Genomic DNA, 24589 nt, shown 5'->3' on the forward strand with positions numbered 1-24589 from the left:
TGGGGAAGGGGCACGGATGCCAGTGGAGACAGCTGAGACAACCGGGACCGTCGAGACGTCCGTTCCCTTCCGCGCGGGACGCGAGGGGTACGCGAGCTTCCGGATCCCGGCCGTGGTCGTGACGCACAGCGGCACGGTGCTCGCCTTCTGCGAGGGCCGCGTCGGCTCGCAGGAGGACTTCGGGAACATCGACGTGGTCCTGAAGCGGTCCGTGGACGGCGGCCGCACCTGGGGGCCGCTCCAGGTCGTCGGCGCCAACGGCACCGACCTCGCCGGGAACCCGGCCCCCGTCGTCCTCGACACCGGCCGCATCCTGCTCGTGCACGTCCGGAACGCCGCCGCGGCCACCGAGAACGCCATCCGGCGCGGCGAGGTGAGCGCCGCCGACGGCCGCCGCGTCTGGGTGCGGCACAGCGACGACGACGGCCTCACCTGGTCCGCGCCGCGCGAGATCACCAAGCAGACCAAGAAGACCGCCTGGCGCTGGTACGCGACCACGCCCGGCCACGCCATCCAGCTCACCGGCGGCCGCGTCGTCGTCCCCGCCAACCACTCCCTGCCGCCCACCGGCACGGACAACGGCACCGAGGGCAAGTACAACGGCGGACACTGCCTGCTCAGCGACGACCGCGGCCAGAACTGGCGCATCGGGTACGTCGACGACAACACCAACGGCTACATCAACGTCAACGAAACCACCGCCGCCGAACTCCCCGACGGCCGCGTCTACTTCAACACCCGCAACGACTCCCCGGCCCCCGGCACCCGCGCCGACGCCCACTCCCACGACGGCGGCCAGAGCCTCGCCAAGCCGTTCCGGCCCCAGTCCTGCCTCACCGGCCCCGTCGTCGAGGCCAGCGTGCTGCAGCTCGTCGACCCGGACCTGCTGCTGTACTCCGGGCCCGCCGACCCCGGCTTCCGCGCGCAGATGAGCATCCGCAGGAGCCACGACGGCGGCACCACCTGGCACCCCGCCCACACCGTCGACGGGCTGCCCGCCGGGTACTCCGACCTCGTCCGCCTCGACGAGGACGCGGTCGGGCTCCTGTACGAGACGGGGGACTTCAGCGCGTACGAGACCATCACCTTCCGGCGCGTGCCGCTGCACCGGCTGGACTGAGCGCGGTCGGCCGGGGCGGGCGCCCGGCACGGACGTAAGGTCTGACCATGACTTCCACGGAAAGTGTGCAGAAGGCGCCCGCGAAGGACCCCTGGGACCTGCCCGACGTGTCCGGGCTCGTCGTGGGCGTGCTCGGCGGCACCGGCGACCAGGGCCGCGGGCTCGCCTACCGCCTCGCCCGCGCCGGGCAGAAGGTGATCATCGGCTCCCGCGCCGCCGAACGCGCCGCCGCCGCGGCCGGTGAACTCGGCCTCGGCGTCGAGGGCCTGGACAACGCGGAGTGCGCCCGGCGCAGCGACGTCGTGATCATCGCCGTGCCGTGGGACGGGCACGCCAAGACCCTCGAAGCACTGCGCGACGAGCTCGCGGGCAAGCTCGTCGTCGACTGCGTCAACCCGCTCGGCTTCGACAAGAAGGGCGCCTACGCCCTGAAGCCCGAGGAGGGCAGCGCCGCCGAGCAGGCCGCCGCGCTCCTTCCCGAGTCCCGGGTCACCGCCGCCTTCCACCACCTCTCCGCCGTGCTCCTCCAGGACGAGTCCATCGAGGAGATCGACACCGACGTGATGGTGCTCGGCGAGAGCCGCGCCGACACGGACCTCGTGCAGGCCCTCGCGGCCCGCATCCCCGGCATGCGCGGCGTCTTCGCCGGACGCCTGCGCAACGCCCACCAGGTGGAGTCCCTGGTCGCCAACCTGATCTCGGTCAACCGGCGCTACAAGGCGCACGCGGGCCTGCGCGTCACCGACGTGTAGCCACCGCGTTCCCGCGGGCCCGGGGCATGGGGGACACTGGTGCGGTACGTCCGCCGGATCGCCGCACCAGGAGCCGCACCCCATGCCCCGCCTCGCTCTGTACGCCCTCGTCGTCTGCGTCCTGTCCGTCGCCGCCGCCGTGGTCGCCTTCGCGCAGGGCAGCCTGCTCGGCATCGTGTGGGTGCTGCTCGCCGGGCTCTCGTCCAACATGACCTGGTACTACGCCCGCCGGGCCAAGGTGCTGCGGCAGCGTGGCGGGGCGGCCTCCGCCAACCGCTGACGGGCTTCGCCAACCGTTGACGGCCTTCGCTAGCCGTTGATCACGGGGATGTCCGGGGTGCCCTGCCAGAAGCGGTAGAGGCGCTGGCCCCAGTAGGTGTCCCAGTCGGTGACGCCGAGGCCGCGCAGGATCGCGTCCACCGCGTCGAAGAACACGTCGTTGACCTCCGGGATCCACAGGATGCCGAAGACCGCGAGCAGCCCGAACGGCGCGAACGGCTCCACCTGGCGGCGGATGTTGTACGACAGCCACGGCTCGATCACCCCGTAGCCGTCCAGGCCCGGGATCGGCAGGAAGTTCAGGATCGCCGCCGTCACCTGGAGCAGGGCCAGGAACCCGAGCGCGTACCGGAACGTGTCCGGGACGCCGTCCAGGGCGTCCAGCCAGAACGGCGCGGTGCACACGACCGCGAACAGGACGTTCGTCAGCGGGCCCGCCGCCGAGATCAGGCTGTGCCGCCACCTTCCCTGGATGCGGCCGCGCTCGATGAACACGGCGCCGCCGGGCAGGCCGATACCGCCCATGATCACGAACAGTACGGGCAGGACGATGCTCAGGAGCGCGTGCGTGTACTTCAGCGGGTTCAGGGTCAGATAGCCCTTCGCGCCGATGGAGATGTCGCCGCTGTGCAGGGCGGTGCGGGCGTGTGCGTACTCGTGCAGGCACAGCGAGACGATCCAGGCCGCCGTCACGAACAGGAAGACGGCGAAGCCCGGGTTGTCCGCGAAGCCGGTCCAGGCCGCCCAGCCCGAGGCCGCGGCGACCGCGGCGATGCCTAGGAAGACCGGGCTGACCCGGCGGTCGCTCCGGGTGGGGGCGGTGGTCATGGTGCTCCTTCGTCCGCGGAACGGGGTGCCGTTGCTGCTGGAGGCTACCTGTCGGGGGTGGCATCAGGGGGTTGCTGTCCTTTCGCCCTCTGTTCGGTTCGTGGGGCGGGGCCGTGGCGGTATGTCCGTGCTCGCGTGTGCGTCGTCGTCGACCGTTCCTGTACGCCCGTCGTGGTGGGCCGAGCTGCGCGCGGACATACCGGCACGTCCCCTCCGGCTCGGATGGCGGGGGTCGGTCCGGTGGGGCTTCCCCGTGACCGGGGGGACGGGGCGGCGTGTGGGCGGGGGACAATGGGCGCGTGCGTTATCGCGTTCTCGGCGTGACCCGGGCCCTGCGCCCCGACGGCACCACCGTGCCCGTCGGCGGCGCCCGCCTGCGCGCCCTCCTCGCCGCACTCGCCCTGCGCCCGGGCCGCCCCGTCCCCGCGCCCGTCCTCGTCGACCAGGTCTGGGGCACCGCACCCCCGGCCGACGCCCCCGCCGCCCTGCAGGCCCTGGTCGGCCGCCTGCGGCGCGCCCTCGGCGCCGACGCGGTGGCCTCCGCCGACGGCGGCTACCACCTGACCGCCACCCCCGACGACATCGACGCCCACCGCTTCGAGCGCCTGGTCGGCGAAGGCACCCGCACCCTCGCCGACGGCGACCCCGCCAAGGCCGCCGCCCTCCTCGACGACGCCCTCGGCCTCTGGCACGGCGACCCCTTCACCGACCTGCCGGACCACACGGCGGAAGCCGCCCGCTGGTCCGCACGCCGACTCGACGCCCTGCGCGCCCGGTTCACCGCCGCCCTCCTCCTCGGGCAGTCCGAGTCCGCCCTCCCCGAACTCACCGCCCTGTGCGACGCCCACCCGCTCGACGAGCCCCTCCAGGCCCTGCGTCTGCGCGCCCTGCGCGACGTCGGCCGCGCGGCGGAGGCCCTGGCCGCCTACGAAGGCGTACGCCACACCCTCGCCGACAGCCTCGGCGCCGACCCCGGCCCTGAACTGCGCGCTCTGTACGGGGAGTTGCTTCGGCCCTCGGGGGGTGCGGTCGCGTCGAGCGGTGGGTCGGGCGGGGTCGGTCCTGTCGACGAGAGTCCGGTGTCCGCCGTCGTGGCCACCGCGGGGGGCAGCCCCGCCGGTGTCGGCTCCGACATGGGCATGGGCAGCTCCAGCCGTGCCACGGGAACCTTCACCGGTGCCGACTCCGGCATGGACACCCGGGGTACGGACACCCGCCCCGGCCGCCGCCCAGGCACCCGCCCCGCCCCCGGCAACCTCCGCGCCCGCCTCACCTCCTTCGTCGGGCGTACGGGAGACATCGACGCCATCCGGGACGACCTGAGCCGTGCGCGCCTCGTGACGCTCACCGGACCCGGCGGCGCCGGCAAGACACGGCTGTCGCAGGAGGCCGCGGAGGCGGTGGGCGACACCTCGCCGGACGGCGTGTGGCTCGCCGAACTCGCCCCCGTGGACGACCCCGACGACGTACCGGAAGCCGTCCTCACCGCCCTCGGCGCCCGCGAGACCGTGCTGCGCGGCGCGGGCGCCGAAGAGCTGCGTGCCGCCGCCGAGCGGCACGCCGCCGACCCGGTGGTGCGCCTCGCCGAGCACTGCGGCCCGCTCCGCATGCTGCTCGTCCTCGACAACTGCGAGCACGTCATCGACGCCGCCGCCCGCCTCGCCGAGCGGCTCCTCGCCGAGTGCCCCGGACTCACCGTCCTCGCCACCAGCCGCGAACCCCTCGGCATACCGGGCGAGTTGGTCCGCCCCGTCGAACCGCTCCCGGAACCCTTCGCCCTGCGCCTGCTCGCCGACCGCGGCGCCGCCGCACGCCCCGGCTTCCGCATCGACGACGACCCCCGCGCCGCCGCCGAGATCTGTCACCGCCTCGACGGCCTTCCCCTCGCCATCGAACTGGCCGCGGCCCGGCTGCGCATGCTCGCCCCGCGCCAGATCGCCGACCGCCTCGACGACCGCTTCCGGCTCCTGACCAGCGGCTCCCGTACCGTCCTGCCCCGCCAGCAGACCCTGCGCGCCGTCGTGGACTGGTCCTGGGACCTCCTCGACCACGCCGAGCGCGCCGTCCTGCGCCGCCTCTCGGTCTTCGCGGGCGGCTGCGACCTCGCGGCAGCCGAGGCCGTCTGCGCGGGAGGAGGGTCAGGGGGAGGGGGCTCGTTCCTGGGGGAGTCGGGTGGTGAGGGTGCGCGCGGGCTTGTGGACCGGCGGGACATTCCTGGCATTCTCGGGTCCCTCGTCGACAAGTCCCTCCTCGTCGCCGCTCCCGCCGCCCACGGCGACGTGATGCGCTACCGGCTCCTTGAGACCGTCTCCGAGTACGCCGCCGAGCGGCTCGACGAGGCGGGGGAGCGGGCCGGGGTGACCCGCGCGCACCTCGTCCACTTCCGGGAGTTCGCCCGCGTCACCGACCCGGCGCTGCGCCGCCGCGGGCAGCGCGAGGCGATCGCGGCGTTCGAGGCGGAGTACGAGAACCTGCGCACCGCGCTGCGCCACGCCGTCGCCGCACGCGACGAGCAGGAGGCGCTGTGCCTGGTCCTGTCCCTGTCGTGGTTCTGGCTGATCCGCGATCTGCGGCAGGAGGTGCGGAACTGGTCCCGGGAGGTCCTCGCCCTCGGGCCCGACCCGTTCGCGGGCCCCGTCACGCCCGCCGCTCCGCTGTACGGGCGCTGCACCGACATCCCGCCCCCGCTGACGGGCGAACTCCTCCAGGAGGCGCGCCGCGGTGTGCACCTCATCCAGCTGTCCTGCATGGACATGGACCCGGTGGGCTGGCACACCCCGGAGGCCGACCGGAAGCTGCGCGCGATCCGGGACACCTACCGGCCGGGCCTGCCGCAGACCTGCCGGAGCCCGGGCAACCTGTGGTTCTTCGCCGTCCTGATGGCGGGGGACGCCGACCGGCTGCGCCAGGTCGTCGACGCGACCGTCGCCGCCTGCCGCGAGTTGGGTCTCGACTGGGAGCTGGCCGCCGCCCTCCAGCAGCGCGCCAACGTCCTCGCCAACCGCGCCGACTGGGCGGGCGACGCCGTCGCCGACGCGGACGAGGCCCTGGCGATCTGCACCCGCATCGGTGACTCCTTCGGCGCGGCCGAGGCGCTGTCGTCGCGCGGCGAGGCCCATGAGCGGCGCGGTGCGTACCTGCTCGCGGCCGACGACTTCCAGGCCGCCATGGAGCACGCCCAGGAGGTCGGCGCGCGGGCCCAGGTGTCGCTGCTGACCGCCCGGCTCGGCACGGTGCTCATCGAGGCGGGGCAGGAGGAGCGCGGCGAGGCCCTGCTGCGGCAGGTGATCGACGACAGCGGCAGCCGGCTGAACGGGGCGCTGCCCGCCGCCCGGCTCTTCCTCGTCAGCCTGCTCGGGCGGACCGGCCGCGTCCGGGAGGCGCGCGAGCAACTGGTGCTCCTGCGCGATGAGTTCGCGGTCTTCGGCTTCGCCCTCTTCGAGGGCTTCCTGCTCGGTTCGCACGCCTGGCTCGACACCCTCGAGGGCCAGCACGAGCGCGGGCTCGGCCGCGCCCTCGGAGCCGTGGCGAAGGCCGCCGAGCCCTTGGCGCAGGTCGTCGCCCCGCAGCTGCTCTCCGTCCATCTGGCGACCGCGGCCCGCGCCCTCGCCTGCCACGACACCGGCCGCGCGGCGGACGCCGCCCGGCTGCTCGCCGTGGCCGACGCCCGGCTGCCGTCCGGTCATGTCCCGGTCGCCCTGGAGCGGGAGATCCGCGGCGCCGCCGAGCGGACGGTCCGCGCACTGCTCGGCGACGCGGGCTACGCGGCCGCGTACGCCGAAGGCGACGGCCTCTCCTGGGAGGAAGCCGTCGCCTCGGCGGGACTGTGACCACGGGCCGCGTCCCGGCGGCCCCGGACCGGGCGCGGGCGCGACGTCCGCGTCACGTCTTGGTGCGGAACTTGTGGATCGCGATCGGCGCCATCACACCGGTCAGGACCACCGACCAGATGAGCGTCACCCACACGTCGTGGGCGACCGGCAGGCCGCCGTTCATCAGGCCGCGGGCGGCGTCGGCGAGCGACGACAGCGGGTTGTAGTCCGTGAACGCCTGGAGCCAGCCGGGCATGGACGCCGTCGGCGCGAAGATGGACGAGCCGAACTGCAGCGGCATCAGGACCAGGAAGCCCATGCCCTGGATGGCCTGGGCGCTCTTCATGACGACACCCATGGTCAGGAAGATCCACATCAGGCCCACGCCGAAGGCCATGGCGAGGCCGATGGACGCGATCAGGCCCGGGATGCTCTCCACGGAGAAGCCGATGATCAGGGCCACGACCAGCAGGATCGCCGTGGCGACCAGCATGCGGAGCAGCTCGACCACGATCTTGGCGATCATCACCGAGGAGCGGCCGATGGGCAGCGACCGGAAGCGGTCCATCACACCGGTCTGGAAGTCCTGGTTGAAGCCGGTGCCCACACCCATGGCCATGTTCATCCCCATCATGGCCATCAGGCCGGGGATCACGTACTGCACGTACTCGTCGCGGCCGCCGCCGAGGGCCTGGCCCACGGAGCCGCCGAAGACGTACACGAACAGCAGGGTGAAGACGATCGGCATCAGGACGGCGTCGAACATCGACTCCATGTCCTGCTTGATCCACAGCAGGTTGCGGCGGACCAGCGCGCTGGTGTGGCGCACATGGGCGCGCAGTCCGATCCGCGTGTCGGGCTCGGCCTTGGGCGCGGGCCGCTCCTGCGCGGGCGGCGCGGAGGGCGCCTTGACGGTGGTGGCGCTCATGCGGCGACCCCCTTGAGATCGTCGGCCTTCGTGGCCGTGGAGTCCAGCGACTCACTGGTCTTGTGACCGGTGAGGGACAGGAACACCTCGTCCAGGCTGGGCAGTTCGGTGGCGATGTCGGAGAGCGTGATGCCGCGCGCGGTGAGCGCGCCCACGACCGCCGTGAGCTGTTCGTCGCTGAGGATCGGCACCAGGACCGTGCCGGTCTCGGCGTCCACCGTGGTCGTGGCGAGGCCCGTGAGGCCCGCCTCGTCGAGCGCGGTGGCCGTGGGGCGCAGCTGCGCCGGGTCGGCCGGGCGGATGCGCAGGGTGCGGCCGCCGACCTTCGCCTTGAGCTCCTCGATGCCGCCGTTGGCGATGACCTTGCCGCGGTCGATGACCGTCAGCTCGCTGGCGAGCTGCTCGGCCTCTTCCATGTACTGCGTGGTCAGCAGGACGGTCACGCCGTCGCCGACCATGCGCTTGACCTCTTCCCAGACCTCGTTGCGCGTGCGCGGGTCGAGGCCGGTCGTCGGCTCGTCCAGGAACAGCACGGCCGGGCTGCCGATCATCGACGCCGCCAGGTCGAGCCGGCGGCGCATGCCTCCGGAGTACGTCTTGGCGGGCCTGCGGGCGGCCTCGGTGAGCGAGAAGCGCTCCAGCAGGCCGTCGGCGCGCGAGCGGGCCTCCTTGCGGGGCAGGTCGAGCAGCCGCCCGATCATGTAGAGGTTGTCCCAGCCGGTCAGCTTCTCGTCCACCGACGCGTACTGACCGGTGAGGCCTATCACGCGGCGCAGCTGGCGCGGCTGGCGCAGCACGTCGTACCCCGCGACGAAGGCGCTGCCGGAGTCGGGTGTGATCAGCGTGGAGAGGCAGCGTACGAGTGTGGTCTTGCCGGCGCCGTTGGGTCCGAGGACGCCGAGGACCGTTCCCTCGCGGACGTCCACATCGACGCCGTCCAGCGCCTTGGTCTCGCCGTAGTGCTTGACCAGCCCCCGTACCGAAACGGCGCTTCCGGCGCCGTCCGCTCCCCGTTGGGGCTTGTTGTCGATTTCTGTCATGCCGTACATGAGAGCAGGTGCCACCGACAATCCACCGACAGCCGACCGACAGGAGCGGGAGCGGGGGGTTGCCGGTGGGCGGCCGTCCTCATGGACGGGTGCGGAGGAACCACCGCGAAGCGGTGCGAGCTGCCCGCGAGGCGCGGTGGCGCGATATCGACGGTGGCTACCCGGACAGGCCGGGAGGAGGCGGGCAGCCCGCCGACGGGGGACGGTCGGCGGGCTGCCGTTGGTGCCGCGATGGTTCGGTCGGCCGCGGCTCCCGGGGCACGTCGTGCCGGGAGCCGCGGCCAGGGCGTCAGTGGACCGCGTGCTCCGCGGCCGGGAACGCGCCGCCCACCACGTCCTCGGCGAACGCCTTCGCGGCGTCGCCCATCACGCCGCGCAGATCCGCGTACTGCTTCACGAAGCGCGGCATCTTGCCTGCGGTCAGGCCCAGCATGTCGGTCCACACCAGGACCTGGGCGTCGCAGTCGGAGCCCGCGCCGATGCCCACGGTCGGGATGTGCAGCGACCGGGTGACCTCGGCGGCGAGCTCGGCCGGTACGAGTTCGAGCACCACCGCGAAGGCGCCCGCGGCCTCGGCCGACTTGGCGTCCCGCAGCAGTTGCTGGGCCGCCTCCTCGCCGCGGCCCTGGACGCGGTAGCCCATGGTGTTCACGGACTGTGGGGTCAGGCCCAGGTGGGACATGACGGGGATGCCGGAGCTGACGAGCAGCTCGGTCTGGGCCAGCGAGCGCTCACCGCCCTCCAGCTTCACCGCGCCCACCCCGGCCTCCTTGATCAGGCGGGTGGCGGACCTGAGCGCCTGGACGGGGCCCTCCTGGTACGAACCGAAGGGCAGGTCGGCGACGATCAGGGCGCGGCTCGTGCCGCGGACCACGGCCGCGGACAGGACGGCCATCTCGTCGAGGGTCACGGGCACGGTCGTCTCGTACCCCAGGTGGCAGTTGCCCGCCGAGTCGCCGACGAGCATGACCGGGATCCCGGCCTCGTCGAAGACGGACGCGGTCATCGCGTCGTACGCGGTGAGCATGGGCCACTTCTCGCCGCGCTCCTTGGCGGCGGTGATGTCGCGGACGGTGATGCGGCGCGTGCCCTTGCCGCCGTACAGCGCCTTGCTGCTGTCGGGCGTCCGCTCCTTGGGGGCGGGGCTCTGGGCAGCCGAAAGCTGCGTCATCGCAACGGCTCCTTCTGTCGTCTCGAGGCGCCCTGACGGCGTCCCCGGATCACGTCCATGGTGGCATCGCGTGCCGCCCGGAGGCTAGGGGGTGTTCTTTCGGCCAATTCCGGCCCGGCTGTGGACGCGGCGGGTTCCGGGGGCACGGAGGCCTTGGTTCCGGGGAGTGGACGGAAAGATTCCACATGATGGACGGGGAAGGAGCCGGAAAAGAGCGCGTAAAGCCTTCCCCATCCTTTCCAATACGAGACGGTCTCGTATCGAAATGGGCCTAGGGTGGGGCGCATGACCACACCTGCCGTCCCCGACACGCCCCGGATACCGGAGGCGGTGCACCGCCGTCGCTGGGCGATCCTCGGCGTCCTCATGCTCAGCCTGCTCATCGTCGTCCTGGACAACTCGATCCTGAACGTCGCCATCAAGACGATCTCGACCCCCGAGCCCACCGGCCTCGGCGCCACCCAGGGCGAGCTCGAGTGGGCCATCAACTCCTACACGCTCGTCTTCGCCGGACTGCTCTTCACCGCGGGCCTGCTCGGCGACCGCCTCGGCCGCAAGAAGGTGCTGCTCGCCGGGCTCGCCGTCTTCGGCATCGGCTCCGCGCTCGCCGCCCAGTCCGGCTCGCCCGCCGAACTCATCGGCTTCCGCGGCCTGATGGGGCTCGGCGCCGCCTTCGTGATGCCCGCGACCCTCGCCGTCCTCATGCATGTCTTCGAGCGCGAGGAGCAGCCCAAGGCCATCGGCATCTGGGCCGCCGGCGTCGGCCTCGCCGTCGCGATCGGGCCCATCACCGGAGGCGTCCTCCTCGACCACTTCTGGTGGGGCTCGGTCTTCCTCATCAACGTGCCGATCGTGATCGTCGCCATCGGCCTGATGATCGTGCTCGTCCCCGACTCCAAGGACCCGAAGCCGGGCCGCATCGACCTCGTCGGCGTCGTGCTCTCCGTCATCGGCCTGGTGCTGCTCGTCTACGGCATCATCAAGGGCGGCCAGCTCGCCGACTTCACCGACCCCGCGGCCCTCGCCACGATCCTCGCGGGCCTGGCCGTGCTCGTCGGCTTCGTCTGGTACGAGAAGCGCAGCGACCACCCGTCCATCGACATCTCGTACTTCAAGAACCGCGTCTTCTCCGCGGCCATCACCGCCATCGCGCTCGTCTTCTTCGCGCTGATGGGCGTCACGTTCTTCGCCGTCTTCTACACCCAGAGCGTGCGCGGGTACTCGCCGCTGGAGACCGGCCTGCTCATGCTGCCGCTCGCCGTCGCCCAGCTGATCTTCGCGCCGCGCGCCCGGCTCGTCGTCGACCGCTTCGGGGTCCGGGCCGTCTGCGCCGGTGGTCTCACGGTGATCACCCTCACGCTCGTCGCCTTCACCCTCCTCGACGCCGACACTCCCATCTGGGTCATGGAGGTCATCTTCTTCTTCATGGGCGCGGGCATGGCGCACATCATGACGCCCACCAGCGTCGTCATCATGCAGGCGCTGCCCCGCGAGAAGGCGGGCTCCGCGTCCGCCCTCAGCAACACCTTCCGGCAGGTCGGCGGGGCGCTCGGCATCGCCGTCCTCGGGTCCGTCCTCTCCGCGGCCTACCGCGGGGGCGTCGAGGACGAGCTGAAGGTGCTGCCGCCCGGGGCGCGGCACACCGCGGGCGAGTCCATCGAGGCGACGCTCGGGGTGGCCGGGCGGCTCGGCGGGCGGGGTGAGGCGCTGGTCTCCGCGGCCAACGACTCGTTCCTGCACGCCATGCACATCACCGCGCTGTGCGGTGCGGGCGTCGCCCTGGTGGGCGTGCTCGTCGTCTCCCTGTACCTGCCGGGCAAGCCGCCCGAGGAAGCGGTGCCCTCGTCGGACACTCCCGCCCCCGACCGGGTGGGCGCCGACCACTGAGGGCGCGGCTCCGGGCCGACGGCATCGTGAGGACGACGGTGTCCCTGGTCCCGCGACGGGGACCAGGGACAATGCGGGGGACGCAGACCGCAGAGGAGTCGAACATCGTGGAGCAGGGCCGCACCGGCAAGGTCGAGGGCGACACCGCCAAGGGCGCAGGCGCCAGGGGCCGTCCCCGGAGCGAGGCCGTGGAACGCGCGATCATCGAGGGCGTCATCAAGCTCATCGAGGACGGCGTACCCCTCGCGGAGCTGTCCATCGAGCGCGTCGCCCGCACCGCGGGGGTGGGCAAGGCCACCATCTATCGCCGCTGGAGCGGCAAGGAGGAGATGTTCGTCGACGTCCTGCGCACCCTGGAGGAGCCCCCCGCCGAACTCCCCGGCACCTCCATGCGCGACGACCTCGTCGTCCTCGTCGAACACATCCGCCGCCGCGGCCTCACCATGCGCTCGTCCGCGATCCTGCACAACGTCTTCGCGCAGATGAAGAGCCTGCCGAAACTGTGGGAGGCCTACCACAAGACGGTCATCGACCCGCAGCGCCGCGTCTCCTTCGAGGTGCTGCGCCGCGGCGTGGAGACCGGCGAACTCCGCGCGGACGTCGACATCGTGCTCGCCAACGAACTGTTCGTCGGCCCCATGCTGGTACGCAGCGTGCTGCGCCCCGACGCCCCGCTGGACGAGGACCTGCCGGTGCGCATCGTCGACCTGGTCCTCGAAGGACTGCGGCCCGCGAAGTGAACCCGCGGCCGCGTGCGTGGCGTTCGCCACCCTCGCCGCGGCCGCCCGCCCCTTGCCCGCACCGGCCGCGTGCGCCACGCCCCATGGACGATGTGCGCGTTTCGTCACAGAGGCCGTGCCTGGCGCACACATCCGGAACCTCGCGAGCCCGTCCGGTCGTCCTCGTGCCCGTACGGCCGTCACCGGACGGCGGAGGAGACACGCGATCATCGCCTAGGGTGCAGGGGCGGGGAGACGGTGTGCACGGCAGTCAGTGAGGCGACGAGAGTATGGCGCAGGCGTACAAGGCGGAGACGGACAGCGGCGGCTCGGACCCCGAGCGCCGGACCTCCGGACTGCGGCGCCTGGCCGACGGATGGCGGGGCGACCCCGGCATCTGGCGGCGCGGGCTGATCACGGCGGGGATCGCGGTCCTCATCGGTCTCGTGATGCTGCTGCACGCCCAGATCCCCAACGGCGTCGGCAACCTCGGCAGCCTCACCGAGACCTTCCTGCCCTGGCTCGGTGTGTTCGTCCCGGTCCTGCTCGTCGTCGCCGTCGTCCGCAAGTCCGCGACGGCCCTGATCGCGCTCGTGCTGCCGGTGGCCGTCTGGTTCAGCGCCTTCGGCGGGCTCATCACCGACAAGTCCGGCAGCGGCGGCGACCTGACCGTCGCCACGCACAACGTGAACGCCGACAACCCCGACCCCTCCGGCACCGCCCGCGACGTCGCCGCGTCCGGCGCCGACGTCGTCGCCCTGGAGGAACTCACCGCCGCCGCCGTGCCCACGTACGAGAAGGCGCTCGCCGGAACGTACAAGTACCACTCGGTGCAGGGCACCGTCGGCGTCTGGAGCAAGTACCCGCTGACCGGGACCAAGCCCGTCGACATCAAGCTCGGCTGGACGCGCGCGATGCGCACCACCGTCGACACGCCCAAGGGGCAGGTCGCCGTGTACGTGGCGCACCTGCCGTCGGTGCGGGTCAAGCTCGACGCGGGCTTCACGGCCGGGCAGCGCGACGACAGCGCCGACGCGCTCGGCGAGGCCATCTCCGACGAGCGGCTCGGCAAGGTCGTGCTGCTCGGCGACCTGAACGGCACCATGAACGACCGCGCCCTGAACGCCGTCACCTCCCAGCTGCGCTCCACGCAGGGCGCCGCGGGCGACGGGTTCGGCTTCAGCTGGCCCGCCTCGTTCCCGATGGCACGCATCGACCAGATCCTGGTCAAGGGCGTCGAGCCGGTGTCCTCCTGGACCCTGCCCAAGACGGGCAGCGATCACCTGCCGGTGGCCGCGAGCGTCGACCTCTGACGGTCATCCGCCCTTAACCTCGCGGAATACTCGGGCCGGGAGCCTTTGTTTCGACGGTAAACTTACGGATTCGGCTTCGTATCGAGCGGTGGTACGGATCCGTCGGTGGTACGGACCCGGATTCCGTACGCCCGCCGTCTCGCGCCCCCGTTCCTGGAAGGTACGTCCCTCATGCCCCTGGCCCTGCTCGCCCTCGCCGTGGGCGCCTTCGGCATCGGCACCACCGAGTTCGTGATGATGGGCCTGCTGCCCAACGTCGCGGACGACCTGCACATATCCATCCCCACCGCCGGGCACCTCGTCTCCGCCTACGCCCTCGGCGTCGTCATCGGCGCCCCGCTGCTCGCCGCCGTCACCGCGAAGCTGCCCCGGCGGCGCGTCCTCATCGGCCTGATGGCCCTCTTCGTCGTCGGCAACGCCGTGTCCGCCGCCGCGCCCGACTACCACTGGCTGATGGTGGCCCGCTTCGTGAGCGGCCTTCCGCACGGCGCGTTCTTCGGCGTCGGCGCGGTCGTCGCCACCGGGCTCGTCGGGCCCGAGCGCAAGGCCCGCTCCGTCTCCCTGATGTTCCTCGGGCTCACCGTCGCCAACGTCGTCGGCGTGCCCGTCGCCACCCTCATGGGGCAGCAGCTCGGGTGGCGCGCCACTTTCCTCGCCGTCAGCGCCATCGGGCTCGCCGCCATCGCCGCGCTCGCGCTCCTCGTGCCCGCCGACCACGGTCACGGCGAGAACGCCGGGCTCCGCGGGGAGCTGCGCGCCCTCGGCTCGCTGCCCGTCTGGCTCGCCCTCGGTACGACCGTCGCGGGCTTCGGCGCCCTCTTCGCCGCCTACAGCTACGTCACCCCGATGCTCACCGACTCCGCCGGGTTCGCCGAGGCCAGCGTGACGCTGCTGCTCGCCCTCTTCGGCGTCGGCGCGACCGCGGGGAACCTGCTCGGGGGGCGTCTCGCCGACCACTCCCTGCGCGGGACCCTCTTCGGCGGGCTCGGTGCGCTCGTCCTCGTCCTGCTCCTCTTCCCCGTCCTCATGCGGGCCGAGTGGAGTGCGGCTGTGGGGGTGACGCTGCTCGGGATGGCCGCGTTCACGACGGGGTCGCCCCTGCAGTTGATGGTCATGGAGAAGGCCGCCGCCGCGCCTTCCCTCGCCTCCTCCGCCAACCAGGCCGCCTTCAACCTCGCCAACGCCGGTGGGGCCTGGATCGGTGGGCTCGCCCTCGCCGCGGGCTTCGGCGTCACGTCGCCCGCCGTGGCCGGGGCGGCGCTTGCCGTCTTCGGCATCGGGGTGGCGTCCGTGGCGTACGCGGTCGACCGCGGCCGTGAGACCGGGCCGGGGGCCCCGGGCCGCCTGGTCGCCGAACACGTCCCCGCGCCCCCGGCCGACGCGCCCCACCCGTAGCCGGAACCGGGGGCACCCCCGCCACCGGCGCTCCGCGCCCCGTCCTCAAACGCCGGACAGGCTCTCTCCCACCCACCCGCCCCACCTGTCCACGGGCTGGACAACAGCCCGGCACTCGCGGGCCCCGAACCACCCCACAACACCACCCCACCCCACCCCACCACGTCGCCTGCCCTGCCCTGCCCTGCCCAGCCCCTGCGCCCCTCCGCCCCCGACCCCCGCTGCGCCCCGGCCCCGCAGTGCCTTCTCCGGCCCGCCCCGGCGAAGTTTTCAGCCCGTCCGGCGTTTGAGGACGAGGCGCGGAGCGCCGATTCGGGGGTGCCCCGTCCCACCCGGAGGGGAGTCCCACCCCTGGGGTCCAGGGGCGCAGCCCCGGTTTCGGGAAAGGGGCGGGGTTGGGGAGCCCCCGGCAGGGCCCCCGGTCAAGCCGTCTCGCGCCAGTGGTTCGTGATCGGCAGCCGCCGGTCCTTGCCGAAGCCCTTGGGGGAGATCTTGGTGCCGGGCGGGTACTGCCGGCGCTTGTACTCGGCGGTGTCCACCATGCGGAGCGTCTTGGCGACGAGCTCCGCCTCGAACCCGGCGGCGACGATCTCATCGGCCCCCTGGTCCCGGTCGACGTACAACTCGAGGATCCCGTCGAGCACGGGATAGTCGGGCAGAGAGTCGGTGTCCACCTGGTCGGGCCGAAGCTCCGCGCTGGGCGGCTTGCTGATGGAGTTCTCGGGGATCGGCGGCGTCTCCCCGCGAGAGCGGGCCGCCTCGTTGCGCCACCGCGCCAAGCGGAAGACGGCGCTCTTGTAGACGTCCTTGATGGGCCCGTACGCCCCGACGGAGTCGCCGTACAGCGTCGAGTACCCCACGGCCAGCTCGGACTTGTTGCCGGGCGCGAGCACGATGTGCCCCTCCTGGTTGGAGAGCGCCATGAGCGTGGTCCCGCGCAGCCGCGACTGCAGGTTCTCCTCGGCGAGCCCGGTGAGGCCGAGGGACTCCATGTAGGCGTCGAACATCGGCGCGATGGGGACGTTGCGCAGATTCAGCCCCGTACGCCGCGCCAACTCCTCGGCGTCACCGACGGAGTGCTCGGACGAGTACCGCGACGGCATCGCGACCCCGTACACGTGCTCCGCCCCGAGCGCGTCGCACGCGATCGCCGCCGTCAGCGCGGAGTCGATGCCTCCGGAGAGCCCGATGAGGACGGAGCGGAAGCCGTTCTTGGTGACGTAGGCCCGCAGCCCCACGACGAGCGCCGAGTACGTCTCCTCGTCGTCGTCGAGCCGGTCCGCGTACCCGCCGTCGAATTCCGCCTCGTACGCGGGCAGCGGCTCCGCGGACAGCGTGACGTGCTCGACGCGCAGGCCGTCGTCGACGACGCCCTCGGGCACCGGCCCGGCGGCGGGCAGCTCCAGGTCGAGGACCACGCACCCCTGCGCGAACTGCGGCGCCCGCGCGACGACTTCGCCGTCCTTGTCCACGACGATGGAGTCCCCGTCGAAGACCAGCTCGTCCTGGCCGCCCGTCATCGCGAGGTACGCGGTCGTGCAGCCCGCCTCCTGCGCGCGCTTGCGCACCAGCTCCAGACGCTGGTCGTCCTTGTTCTGCTCGTACGGCGAGGCGTTGATGGACAGCAGCAGCCCCGCCCCCGCCGTGCGCGTCGCCGGGACGCGGCCGCCGTCCTGCCAGAGGTCCTCGCAGATCGCGAGCGCGACATCGACGCCGTGCACGCGGACGACGGGCAGGGTCTCGCCCGGCACGAAGTACCGGAACTCGTCGAAGACGCCGTAGTTGGGGAGGTGGTGCTTGGAGAAGGTCAGCGCCACCTCGCCGCGGTGCAGCACCGCGCCCGCGTTGCGGGGGGCTCCGGCGGGCTGGCCGTAGCGCGGCTTGGCCTCCTCCGTGCGGTCCAGGTAGCCGACCACCACGGGGAGTTCGCCGAGCCCCTCGTCGTGGAGGCGGGCCGCGAGGGCGCGCAGCTCCCGGCGGGAGGCGTCGACGAAGGACGCGCGCAGGGCGAGGTCCTCCACGGGGTAGCCGGTCAGCGCCATCTCGGGGAACGCGGCCAGGTGCGCTCCCTGCTCGGCGGAGTGCCGGGTCCAGTGGACGATCGCCTCGGCGTTCTGGGAGAGATCGCCGACGGTCGAGTCGATCTGATTCAGGGCGAGGCGTAGTTGAGGCACGTCGCCCAGTCTAATCGTCAAATCGACGCGATGCCCCCTGTGGACGGGTGTGGGGCGGCCCACGTGGGGCGTGGGACACGGCGGCCGGATGCGCCCCGGCGCCGGGTGGGCGCGGGGGCGCACCCAGGCGGCTGCCGGGGGCGCGCCCGGGGTGCGGGGGTCGTGACCCGCACTCCGGGGGCGGTCGGCACCCGCGCCGACCGCCGTCAGTGCCGGTGCCCCGGCACCCTCAGGAGCGGTAGCCGAGCACCGTCATCATCCCCGCCTCCGCGTGGTAGACGTTGTGGCAGTGGATCATCCACAGGCCGGGGTTGTCCGCGTCGAGGTCCACCGTCAGCGTGCCGTTCGGCAGCACGACCGCCGTGTCCTTGCGGGGGCGTCCGGGGGCGCCCGCCAGGGCGAACGTGTGGCCGTGCAGATGGAGCGGGTGCCACATCGTGGTGCCGTTGGTGAACGCGATCCGGACGCGCTCCCCGGCGCGGACCGGGTGCCGCCCGCCGGGGGAGTAGGGCTTCCCGTCGAAGGCCCAGTCGTACTTCGCCATGCCGCCCGTCAGCCGGATCCTGACCGTGCGGTCCGGCTCGCGGTCGTCCAGGGCCACGGAGTCGTCGGCCGTGAGCCGGTCGGCCAGGAGTACCCGGCCCGTCAGCTCCTTGGGGCGCGCCGACGCGGGCGGCGGCGCGCCCCCGCCCGTGCGGAGCAGCGCCCTGGCCGCCGCCTTCTTGCCCTCGGCCACCGCCGTCAGCGGGAACACGCCGTCCTTGACGGTGACCAGGACGTCGTACCGCTCGCCCATGCCGATGAGCAGTGCGTCGGCCTTCTTGGGCCGCACCGGGAAGCCGTCCGTGTGCGTCACCGTCAGCTCATGGCCGCCGAGCGCCACCCGGAAGGCCGTGTCGCCGCCCGCGTTGATCAGACGGATGCGGACGCGGTCGCCGGGGCGGGCGCGGAAGGTCGTGGGGGACTGGGGGGTGCGGCCGTTGAGCACGTAGTGGGGGTAGGCCACGTCGCCCGCGTCCGGCCCGAGGATGTCGCTCCTGGCGCCCATCATCATCCGAGAGGGCCCGGCCGGGCCGCTCGGCTCCGCGGTGTCCTTGGACCGGGGCCGCGTCATCGACATGTGGGACATGTCGTGCCCGCCCCCGCCGTCCCCGCCGCCGCTTCCGCCGTGGTCCATCCCGGCCCGCAGCTCCTTCAGGACGGCGTCCGGCGTGGAGCCGTCCACCCCGTCGACCCAGTCGTCCAGGACGACGACCCATTCCTTGTCGTACTTCAGGGGCTCCTTGGGGTCGTCGACGATCAGGGGTGCGTAGAGCCCCCGGTCCTGCTGGGTGCCCGCGTGGGGGTGGAACCAGTACGTCCCCGGGTGCGGGACCTTGAAGCGGTACGTGAAGTCGGCGCCGGGGCGGATCTCGCGCTGGGTGAGGGCAGGGACGCCGTCCATGTCGTTGCGCAGGGCGAGGCCGTGCCAGTGCAGGGTGGTGGGCTCGGGGAGGTGGTTGGCGAGGGTGAGGGCGAGGGTGTCGCCCGCGGTGACGCGGACCTCCTTGCCGGGCAGGTCCTCGCCGTACGCCCAGGTGCGCACCGTGGGGCCGCCGAGGTCGAGCGTGGCCGGGGCGGCCGTGAGCCGCAGCTTTCGGACCCGGCCGCCGCCGGGGCGCCTGCGCTCCGCGGCGGCGACCTCCCGGCCGGTGGGTGTCACATAGCCCTTCGGGGGCGCGGAGGGGCCGCCCTGGCCGCCGCCCGCGTGCCCGGAGTGGGAGCCGTCGCCGGAACAGGCCGTCACAAGTCCCGTGCCGGCGGCGGCGATCGCGGCACCGAGCAGCGCCCGGCGCGACGCGTCCGGGATGCGGGGCGCGCCCGAAGACCGGGGCGTACCCGATGGCTGGTGGGTGCCCGATGACTGGGGGGTGCGCGAGATGGGTGTGCGCATGGTTGGTGAACACCTCGTCTGTGTGGTGCGTGCAGAAGGGCGCGTCTGCTGCTTCTGGTACACCGCTCACCGCCCGGAGGTTCCCATTCCGTCTCCGGGGCGCGCGGGCAGCGCGAAACAGCCGGTGCGGCGGCCTATACGCGCAGCACGGCGAGGCGGGTGAGAAGGGCGCGGGGCGGCGGGGGATGGGGCCGCAGGGCGTCCAGGAGCCGGGCGGGGCCGGGTACGTGCACGGGGGTGCCGCGCGGCCGGTGGCGGACCGCCGCGTACAGCAGGGCGAGGGTGAGGGCGGCGCCGAGGACGGCCAGGCAGACGGAGAGGGGGTCCATGCCGGAGTCGTGCCCGTCGGCCGGGCCGCCCGCCGCCGGACTCCCGGCCGCCGGGCTCCCGGCCGCCGGGCTCACGTCCATCGAGCCCGCGGTCATCGGGTGCACGTCCGCCGAGTTCGCGGTCATCGGAGTCACGTCCACCGGGTTCACGGCCATCGCCCCGCGCGCGTGCCGGCCACCGCTGACCCCGCGCGCGTGCTCATCACCGCCCCCCGCGCGCGCGTGCCCACCGCCCGCCACCGCCCCCGCGTGCCCGCCCGCGGTAGCCCGTTCGGCGCTCGCCCCGTGCTCCCGGGGATGACCCAGCGAATGCATCGCCACGATGCCGAAGAGCAGCGCGACGAGCAGGGCGAGTTGGCTCGCGCGCGTCGTCGGGCTCTTCGGGGTCACGGCCCGGAGCCTACCCCTCCTGGGTATGGGGTGAGGTGCGGCCCCGGCACCCTCCGACGATCATGAGCCCATGACGACCACGGACAGACCCGGTCAGAACGGGGCGACGCCCGGGGCCGCGGCGGCGGAGGAGGTGGCCGCGCTCGCCTCGGACGCGGGCGCCGACACCGGGACCAAGCGGCAGTTCATCTCCTGGTTGACGCTCGCCCTCATGACCACCGCGTCGGTGGCCAGCCTGCGCCCGTCCCCGTCGATGGCCCTGTACGGCCTCGCCGCGGTCTTCCTGTATCTGCTGCCCGCCCTGGTCTTCCTGCTGCCCACCGCCCTCGTCGGCGCCGAGCTGGCCTCCGGCTGGACCGGCGGCATCTACCGCTGGGTCAGCGAGGCCCTGGGCAAGCCGCTGGGCTTCGTCGCGGTGTGGTGCCAGTTCGCGATGACCATCGCGTACTACCCGAGCCTGCTCGCGTACGTCGCCTCCACGTTCGCGTACGTCGTGCACCCGAGTCTTGCCGAGGACGGCCTCTACGTGGCCATCGTCATCGTCGTCATCTACTGGACCGGCGTATGGGTGACCTCGCGCGGCACGAAGACCGTCGCGGGCCTGTCCTCGCTCGGCCTGGTGATCGGCACCCTGGTGCCCGGTGTCGTCCTCGTAGCGCTCGGCATCGTCTTCCTGGGGCAGGGCAACGCCTCCGAGGCGCCGATGAGCGCCGACCACTGGCTGCCGCCGTGGACGGGCCTGGCCAGCCTCGTCCTCATCGTCAACAACTTCCTGTCGTACGCGGGCATGGAGATGAACGGCGTGCACGTCTCCTCGCTGCGGCACCCGCGCGCCGAGTACCCGCGCTCGGTCTTCCTGGCCACCGGACTCGTCCTGCTGATCTTCATCCTTCCGGCCCTGGCCATCAGCTGGGTCATGCCGGCCTCCGAACTCAGCCTCACGGCCGGTCTGATGCAGGCCTTCCAGGCGTTCTTCGACCACTTCCACGTCGGCTGGATGACCAAGGTCGTCGGCGTCATGCTGGTGCTCGCCGCGCTCGGCGGGATGCTCACGTGGCTGGCCGGACCCGCCAAGGGGCTGGTGACGCTGGCCCGGCAGGAGGGATATCTGCCGCCGTTCCTGCAGAAGTTCAACCGGCACGGCGTCCCGCTCAACATCATGGTCGCGCAAGGGGTCGTGACCACCCTCATCGGCGTCCTCTACGCGTTCAGCGACGACGTGTCCAGCGCGTACTGGATGTTCTCCGTCATCACCGTGCAGATCTACCTCATCGCCTATCTGCTGATGTTCGTGGCCGTGGTGCGGCTGCGCGCCACCCAGCCGCACGTGCGGCGCGGCTTCGTGGTGCCCGCCGTGACGCTGGTCGCCGGGGTCGGCTTCGTCGCCTCGGCCTGCGCGCTCGGCATCGGCTTCGTACCGCCCGACCAGTTCGGGAACGCGCCCCTGTGGCGCTATCTGCTCATCGTCGGCGGCGGGCTCCTCGCGCTCGGCGTCGTCGCGCCCGCCGCCTTCCTCAAGTACCGCAGACCGGAGTGGATTCACCCTGACCACCAGCGCACGAACGCCACGGACTAGCCTTTGTCCGCCTATGTCTCCCGAGCCCCCCGCCGCCGGAGCCCGCCGCGGCGCCCGCACGGCCGTCGCCGTTCTCCTCGCGCTCGGCGCCCTCGCCTACACCACGTGGGCCCTCGAAGCGTTCCTGCCGACCGGGCTCTCGCCGCTGCGGTCGTACGTCAGTGAGCTCGCCGCCGAGGACCAGCCGTACGGGACGTTCTTCCGCTCCCTGGACTTCGGGGCGGGCGTGCTGGTGTGCGCCGGTGCCGTGCTCGCGCTGCTGCGGCGCGTCCGGCCCGCCGGGCTCTCGCGCGGCCTCGCCCGCCTGACCGCCCTCGGGTGGACCGGCGTCGCGGTCTTCGGCGCGGCCACCGCGGCCGACTCGCGGCTCCCGCTGAGCTGCGCGCCCACCGCGGACGCGGCCTGCGTGGCCCGGGAGCGGGCCGGGCTCGTGCCCGCGGCGCACTCCGCGCACGCCGTCAGCAGCAGTGTCGCGGTGGCGGGGGCGCTGGTGGGGATGGTGCTGCTCACGGTGGTGGTACGCAGGGCCGGGGCGCGCGCGGGCGGGCTCCTCACCCTCCTGCTCGGCGTCGAACTGGCCGCCACCGTGTGGACGCTGGCGGCCGTCGCCGCGTTCGACGCCGGTCGGGGAACCTGGGGGCTCGGGGTCGCGCAGCGGCTCCAGTTGCTCACGATCGCGGTGTGGCTGGTGGTGGTGGCGTGGCTGGTAAGGCGATCCTGGCACCGGGGGTGAGGGTGGCATCGGGGGTGAGGGTGGCGACGCCGTCCCGGGGTTCCTTCGTACGGATCGGCGGGGTGCCGCATCACGTGGACGTGACCGGGGACGGGCCCGTGTGCGTGCTCAGCGCGGGGCTCGGCCTCGCCTGGCGGGAGTGGGACCCCGTGGTGGCGCGCCTCGCCCCGTACCGCACCGTCGTCCGCTTCGACCGGCCCGGGCTCGGGCTCAGCGGGCCCGCGCGGGGGGCGCCCACGCTGGCGGGGGAGGCCGAGCGGATCGGGCTCGTCCTGGACGCGGTGGGGCTCGGCGGGGCGGCGGTGACCGTCGTGGGGCACTCGCTCGCCGGGTTCCACGTGGAGGCCTTCGCACGGCTCTGTCCTCGGCGGACGGCCGGGGTGGTGCTGGTCGACTCCAGCGTGGAGAAGTCGACGCGGGCCGTTCCCTGCCGGGACGCGCGGGTGGCTGCCGCCCGGGCCTGCGGGGCGGTGCTCGGCGCGGCCGGGGTGCCGCTCGCGCTGGGCCCGCCCGCGCGGTGGCTGGCGGGGCGCCCCGCCCCACGGGAGCTGCGCTCGCTCTACGGCGCGAGTCGGGTGTGGCGTGCGGGGCTCCTTGAGTACGTGACGTACGCCGACGTGGCGCACGAGCTCGCGCTGCTGCGGCGCGGGTCCCGCCTGCCCGCCGGAACCCCGGTGACGGTCCTCGCGGCGTCGACCTCCCGGACGCCCGCGTCCGACCCCTGGCTGACCCGCCAACGCGCCTTGGCCACGACACTGGGGGCGACCTACCGCGCCCTGACCCCGGCGAACCACCTCTTGATGCGGTCTCACCCCCACGAGGTGACCGAGGCAATCCTCGCGACGAGCCAGACCTGACGGCGCTGCAGGGGTGGGTGGTGCCCACCCCTCCTTCATCGCCCTCTGGGCAGACCAACTGCCCACAGCGGGGAGGGGAGGAGGGAGGGACTGCTGCCAGAAGCCCGTCGTGTGGGGTGAACGGGTGGGCGGGTGGGGGATATCCGCCGGGGAGCGGCGGGCTCGGGAAGGCGCCGACGCAGCCGACGCGTCAGACGCGCCCCCGAACCACGGCAAGACGCCGAACGCTCGCGCGGACCACGATGTGCGTACCCAGGACGTGCCGCTCGGGCCCCGACCGCGGCGGCGCCCCCGAGAGGGCGAGGCGGACGGCGGTGCGCCCCATCTCCTCGGCGGGGATGTGGACGGTGGTGAGCCCGGGCGTGACGTCGGAGGCGACGGGATCGTCGTTGTAGCCGACGACGGAGACGTCCTCGGGGACGGAGAGCCCGTACTCCCGCAACGCGACCACCGTGGCCGCCGCCACCCGGTCGTCCCCGGCGAACACGGCGGTGAACTCCGGCTTCCCGTCGGCGGCCCGCAGCAGATCCCGGATCGCCTCGTACCCGTGGTGCGGCCCGAACCCCACCCCGTGCACGATCGCGTCGGACCGCGGCACCCCGTGGTCGTCGAGGGCCCGCAGATACCCGTGCACCCGGTCCTCCCCGGTGGTGTTGCCGGGCTGGTAGCCGATGAGGGCGATGCGCCGGTGCCCCGCGCCGAGCAGATGGCTGGTCACGGCGTACGCGCCCGCCTCGTTGTCGTACTCGACGACGAGGGCGGGCACGTCGGGCGCGGGCGCGGGCCGCCCGCACAGCACGAGCCGGGAGCCCGCGGCGGCGAGGGCCTCGGCGTACCGGGCCATCCGCTCCCGGTACTCGTCGTCCTCGATGACCCCGCCGACGAGGACGACCGCCTCGGCGGCCTGCTCCCGCATCATCTGCACCAGCGCCAGCTCCCGCGCGGGATCGCTGCCGGTGGAGGCGACGAGCGTGAGCCGCCCGTGCCGGGCGGCCTCCATCTCGACGCCCTGCGCGACGTGCGCGTAGAACGGGCTCAGCACGTCGTAGGTGAGCACGGCGATGGTCTTGCGCCCGGCGCCCGCCAACGCGCGCGCGTGCGCGTTGACGACGTAGTCCAGCTCCTTCACGGCCCGCTGCACCTTCGCCCGCGAGGTCGCGGACGTCGGATAGTTGCCCGCGAGGACCCGCGAGACGGTCGCCACGGAGACCCCCGCGCGTGCGGCGACTTCGCGGATGGTGACCCGTTCCCCCACTGTGTGCCTCTCCTCAACTCGCCCGGTGCCGCCCGCCCTCGGGCGGCGGACGGCCCGCGCGTGACGTACGGACAGCGCGTCCCGGACGG

Annotated in this window: 19 protein-coding genes; 11 read left to right on the forward strand and 8 right to left on the reverse strand. The window is 73.2% G+C overall.

Going from position 1 to position 24589, the window contains the following annotated elements; genetic code table 11:
- The first annotated feature begins 16 nt into the window (after positions 1 to 16).
- The 3 genes from ACZ6AA_RS32860 to ACZ6AA_RS32870 all read left to right on the forward strand — a co-directional run bounded on the left by ACZ6AA_RS32860 (position 17) and on the right by ACZ6AA_RS32870 (position 2152).
- Entirely contained in the window at positions 17 to 1120 is a 1104-nt protein-coding gene (locus ACZ6AA_RS32860) for a sialidase family protein (RefSeq protein WP_468480979.1), read from the forward strand.
- 47 nt (positions 1121 to 1167) lie between these two features.
- The gene (npdG, locus tag ACZ6AA_RS32865; RefSeq protein WP_468449376.1) at positions 1168 to 1872 is read left to right on the forward strand and encodes an NADPH-dependent F420 reductase; all 705 of its coding nucleotides are present in this window, start codon (positions 1168 to 1170) and stop codon (positions 1870 to 1872) included.
- Positions 1873 to 1954: 82 nt separating this feature from the next.
- A complete protein-coding gene (locus ACZ6AA_RS32870; RefSeq protein ID WP_468449375.1) occupies positions 1955 to 2152 on the forward strand; it encodes a hypothetical protein in 198 nt (65 codons plus the stop codon).
- Positions 2153 to 2181: 29 nt separating this feature from the next.
- Here the strand turns inward: ACZ6AA_RS32870 and ACZ6AA_RS32875 are convergent, their stop codons facing one another.
- On the reverse strand, positions 2182 to 2979 hold the full coding sequence (locus tag ACZ6AA_RS32875) for a site-2 protease family protein (RefSeq protein ID WP_471462094.1): 798 nt from the start codon (positions 2977 to 2979) through the stop codon (positions 2182 to 2184).
- Positions 2980 to 3278: 299 nt separating this feature from the next.
- Between ACZ6AA_RS32875 and ACZ6AA_RS32880 the strand changes: the two genes are divergently transcribed.
- On the forward strand, positions 3279 to 6809 hold the full coding sequence (locus ACZ6AA_RS32880; RefSeq protein WP_471462096.1) for an AfsR/SARP family transcriptional regulator: 3531 nt from the start codon (positions 3279 to 3281) through the stop codon (positions 6807 to 6809).
- Positions 6810 to 6861: 52 nt separating this feature from the next.
- Here the strand turns inward: ACZ6AA_RS32880 and ACZ6AA_RS32885 are convergent, their stop codons facing one another.
- From ACZ6AA_RS32885 to panB, 3 genes are all read right to left on the reverse strand, one after another.
- Positions 6862 to 7719: an ABC transporter permease gene (locus ACZ6AA_RS32885; RefSeq protein ID WP_468449372.1), complete on the reverse strand. Its 858-nt coding sequence runs from the start codon at positions 7717 to 7719 to the stop codon at positions 6862 to 6864.
- Complete coding sequence (locus ACZ6AA_RS32890) at positions 7716 to 8759, reverse strand: ATP-binding cassette domain-containing protein (RefSeq protein WP_468449371.1); 1044 nt, start codon at positions 8757 to 8759, stop codon at positions 7716 to 7718. Before ACZ6AA_RS32890 ends, ACZ6AA_RS32885 begins: the two co-directional genes overlap by 4 nt.
- Positions 8760 to 9057: 298 nt before the next feature.
- Positions 9058 to 9939: a 3-methyl-2-oxobutanoate hydroxymethyltransferase gene (gene panB, locus ACZ6AA_RS32895; RefSeq protein WP_471462098.1), complete on the reverse strand. Its 882-nt coding sequence runs from the start codon at positions 9937 to 9939 to the stop codon at positions 9058 to 9060.
- A 285-nt stretch (positions 9940 to 10224) separates the two neighbouring features.
- Between panB and ACZ6AA_RS32900 the strand changes: the two genes are divergently transcribed.
- From ACZ6AA_RS32900 to ACZ6AA_RS32915, 4 genes are all read left to right on the forward strand, one after another.
- On the forward strand, positions 10225 to 11826 hold the full coding sequence (locus ACZ6AA_RS32900; protein ID WP_468449369.1) for an MFS transporter: 1602 nt from the start codon (positions 10225 to 10227) through the stop codon (positions 11824 to 11826).
- 71 nt (positions 11827 to 11897) lie between these two features.
- Positions 11898 to 12566: a TetR/AcrR family transcriptional regulator gene (locus tag ACZ6AA_RS32905; RefSeq protein ID WP_468480983.1), complete on the forward strand. Its 669-nt coding sequence runs from the start codon at positions 11898 to 11900 to the stop codon at positions 12564 to 12566.
- A 269-nt stretch (positions 12567 to 12835) separates the two neighbouring features.
- Complete coding sequence (locus ACZ6AA_RS32910) at positions 12836 to 13858, forward strand: endonuclease/exonuclease/phosphatase family protein (protein WP_468449367.1); 1023 nt, start codon at positions 12836 to 12838, stop codon at positions 13856 to 13858.
- 171 nt (positions 13859 to 14029) lie between these two features.
- Positions 14030 to 15253, forward strand: coding sequence for an MFS transporter (locus ACZ6AA_RS32915; protein WP_468449366.1), 1224 nt, complete (start codon positions 14030 to 14032; stop codon positions 15251 to 15253).
- 422 nt (positions 15254 to 15675) lie between these two features.
- Here ACZ6AA_RS32915 and ACZ6AA_RS32920 read toward each other — a convergent pair whose 3' ends face one another.
- The 3 genes from ACZ6AA_RS32920 to ACZ6AA_RS32930 form a co-directional block, all read right to left on the reverse strand.
- On the reverse strand, positions 15676 to 17427 hold the full coding sequence (locus tag ACZ6AA_RS32920; RefSeq protein ID WP_471462102.1) for an NAD+ synthase: 1752 nt from the start codon (positions 17425 to 17427) through the stop codon (positions 15676 to 15678).
- 229 nt (positions 17428 to 17656) lie between these two features.
- Positions 17657 to 19360, reverse strand: coding sequence for a multicopper oxidase family protein (locus ACZ6AA_RS32925; RefSeq protein WP_471462104.1), 1704 nt, complete (start codon positions 19358 to 19360; stop codon positions 17657 to 17659).
- A 134-nt stretch (positions 19361 to 19494) separates the two neighbouring features.
- The gene (locus ACZ6AA_RS32930; RefSeq protein ID WP_471462106.1) at positions 19495 to 20079 is read right to left on the reverse strand and encodes a hypothetical protein; all 585 of its coding nucleotides are present in this window, start codon (positions 20077 to 20079) and stop codon (positions 19495 to 19497) included.
- Between the two features lie 70 nt (positions 20080 to 20149).
- On the opposite strand from ACZ6AA_RS32930, the gene ACZ6AA_RS32935 reads away from it, so the two are divergent.
- Genes ACZ6AA_RS32935 through ACZ6AA_RS32945 form a run of 3 tightly spaced genes read left to right on the forward strand, consistent with a single transcriptional unit; the run spans position 20150 to position 23245 of the window.
- Positions 20150 to 21655: an APC family permease gene (locus tag ACZ6AA_RS32935; RefSeq protein ID WP_468449362.1), complete on the forward strand. Its 1506-nt coding sequence runs from the start codon at positions 20150 to 20152 to the stop codon at positions 21653 to 21655.
- A gap of 13 nt (positions 21656 to 21668) precedes the next feature.
- Positions 21669 to 22388 (forward strand): DUF998 domain-containing protein, encoded by a 720-nt coding sequence (locus tag ACZ6AA_RS32940; RefSeq protein ID WP_471462108.1) that lies wholly within the window; start codon positions 21669 to 21671, stop codon positions 22386 to 22388.
- 53 nt (positions 22389 to 22441) lie between these two features.
- Positions 22442 to 23245 carry an alpha/beta fold hydrolase gene (locus ACZ6AA_RS32945; protein WP_471462215.1) on the forward strand — a complete coding sequence of 268 codons (804 nt, stop codon included), beginning with the start codon at positions 22442 to 22444 and terminating at the stop codon, positions 23243 to 23245.
- Between the two features lie 190 nt (positions 23246 to 23435).
- On the opposite strand, the gene ACZ6AA_RS32950 is transcribed toward ACZ6AA_RS32945, so the two are convergent.
- Positions 23436 to 24500, reverse strand: a complete 1065-nt coding sequence (locus ACZ6AA_RS32950) for a LacI family DNA-binding transcriptional regulator (RefSeq protein WP_468449359.1) — start codon at positions 24498 to 24500, stop codon at positions 23436 to 23438.
- Positions 24501 to 24589: the final 89 nt, after the last annotated feature.

It is taken from the genome of Streptomyces sp. NPDC040610 (assembly GCF_055594065.1).

What these genes read in the sequence shown, in the direction of transcription:
- ACZ6AA_RS32860 (WP_468480979.1), top strand. Translation starts at nt 17, where the DNA reads ATGCCAGTGGAGACAGCTGAGACAACCGGGACCGTCGAGACGTCCGTT.
- npdG (WP_468449376.1), top strand. Translation starts at nt 1,168, where the DNA reads ATGACTTCCACGGAAAGTGTGCAGAAGGCGCCCGCGAAGGACCCCTGG.
- ACZ6AA_RS32870 (WP_468449375.1), top strand. Translation starts at nt 1,955, where the DNA reads ATGCCCCGCCTCGCTCTGTACGCCCTCGTCGTCTGCGTCCTGTCCGTC.
- ACZ6AA_RS32875 (WP_471462094.1), bottom strand. Translation starts at nt 2,979, where the DNA reads ATGACCACCGCCCCCACCCGGAGCGACCGCCGGGTCAGCCCGGTCTTC.
- ACZ6AA_RS32885 (WP_468449372.1), bottom strand. Translation starts at nt 7,719, where the DNA reads ATGAGCGCCACCACCGTCAAGGCGCCCTCCGCGCCGCCCGCGCAGGAG.
- ACZ6AA_RS32890 (WP_468449371.1), bottom strand. Translation starts at nt 8,759, where the DNA reads ATGACAGAAATCGACAACAAGCCCCAACGGGGAGCGGACGGCGCCGGA.
- panB (WP_471462098.1), bottom strand. Translation starts at nt 9,939, where the DNA reads ATGACGCAGCTTTCGGCTGCCCAGAGCCCCGCCCCCAAGGAGCGGACG.
- ACZ6AA_RS32900 (WP_468449369.1), top strand. Translation starts at nt 10,225, where the DNA reads ATGACCACACCTGCCGTCCCCGACACGCCCCGGATACCGGAGGCGGTG.
- ACZ6AA_RS32905 (WP_468480983.1), top strand. Translation starts at nt 11,898, where the DNA reads ATGCGGGGGACGCAGACCGCAGAGGAGTCGAACATCGTGGAGCAGGGC.
- ACZ6AA_RS32910 (WP_468449367.1), top strand. Translation starts at nt 12,836, where the DNA reads ATGGCGCAGGCGTACAAGGCGGAGACGGACAGCGGCGGCTCGGACCCC.
- ACZ6AA_RS32915 (WP_468449366.1), top strand. Translation starts at nt 14,030, where the DNA reads ATGCCCCTGGCCCTGCTCGCCCTCGCCGTGGGCGCCTTCGGCATCGGC.
- ACZ6AA_RS32925 (WP_471462104.1), bottom strand. Translation starts at nt 19,360, where the DNA reads ATGCGCACACCCATCTCGCGCACCCCCCAGTCATCGGGCACCCACCAG.
- ACZ6AA_RS32935 (WP_468449362.1), top strand. Translation starts at nt 20,150, where the DNA reads ATGACGACCACGGACAGACCCGGTCAGAACGGGGCGACGCCCGGGGCC.
- ACZ6AA_RS32940 (WP_471462108.1), top strand. Translation starts at nt 21,669, where the DNA reads ATGTCTCCCGAGCCCCCCGCCGCCGGAGCCCGCCGCGGCGCCCGCACG.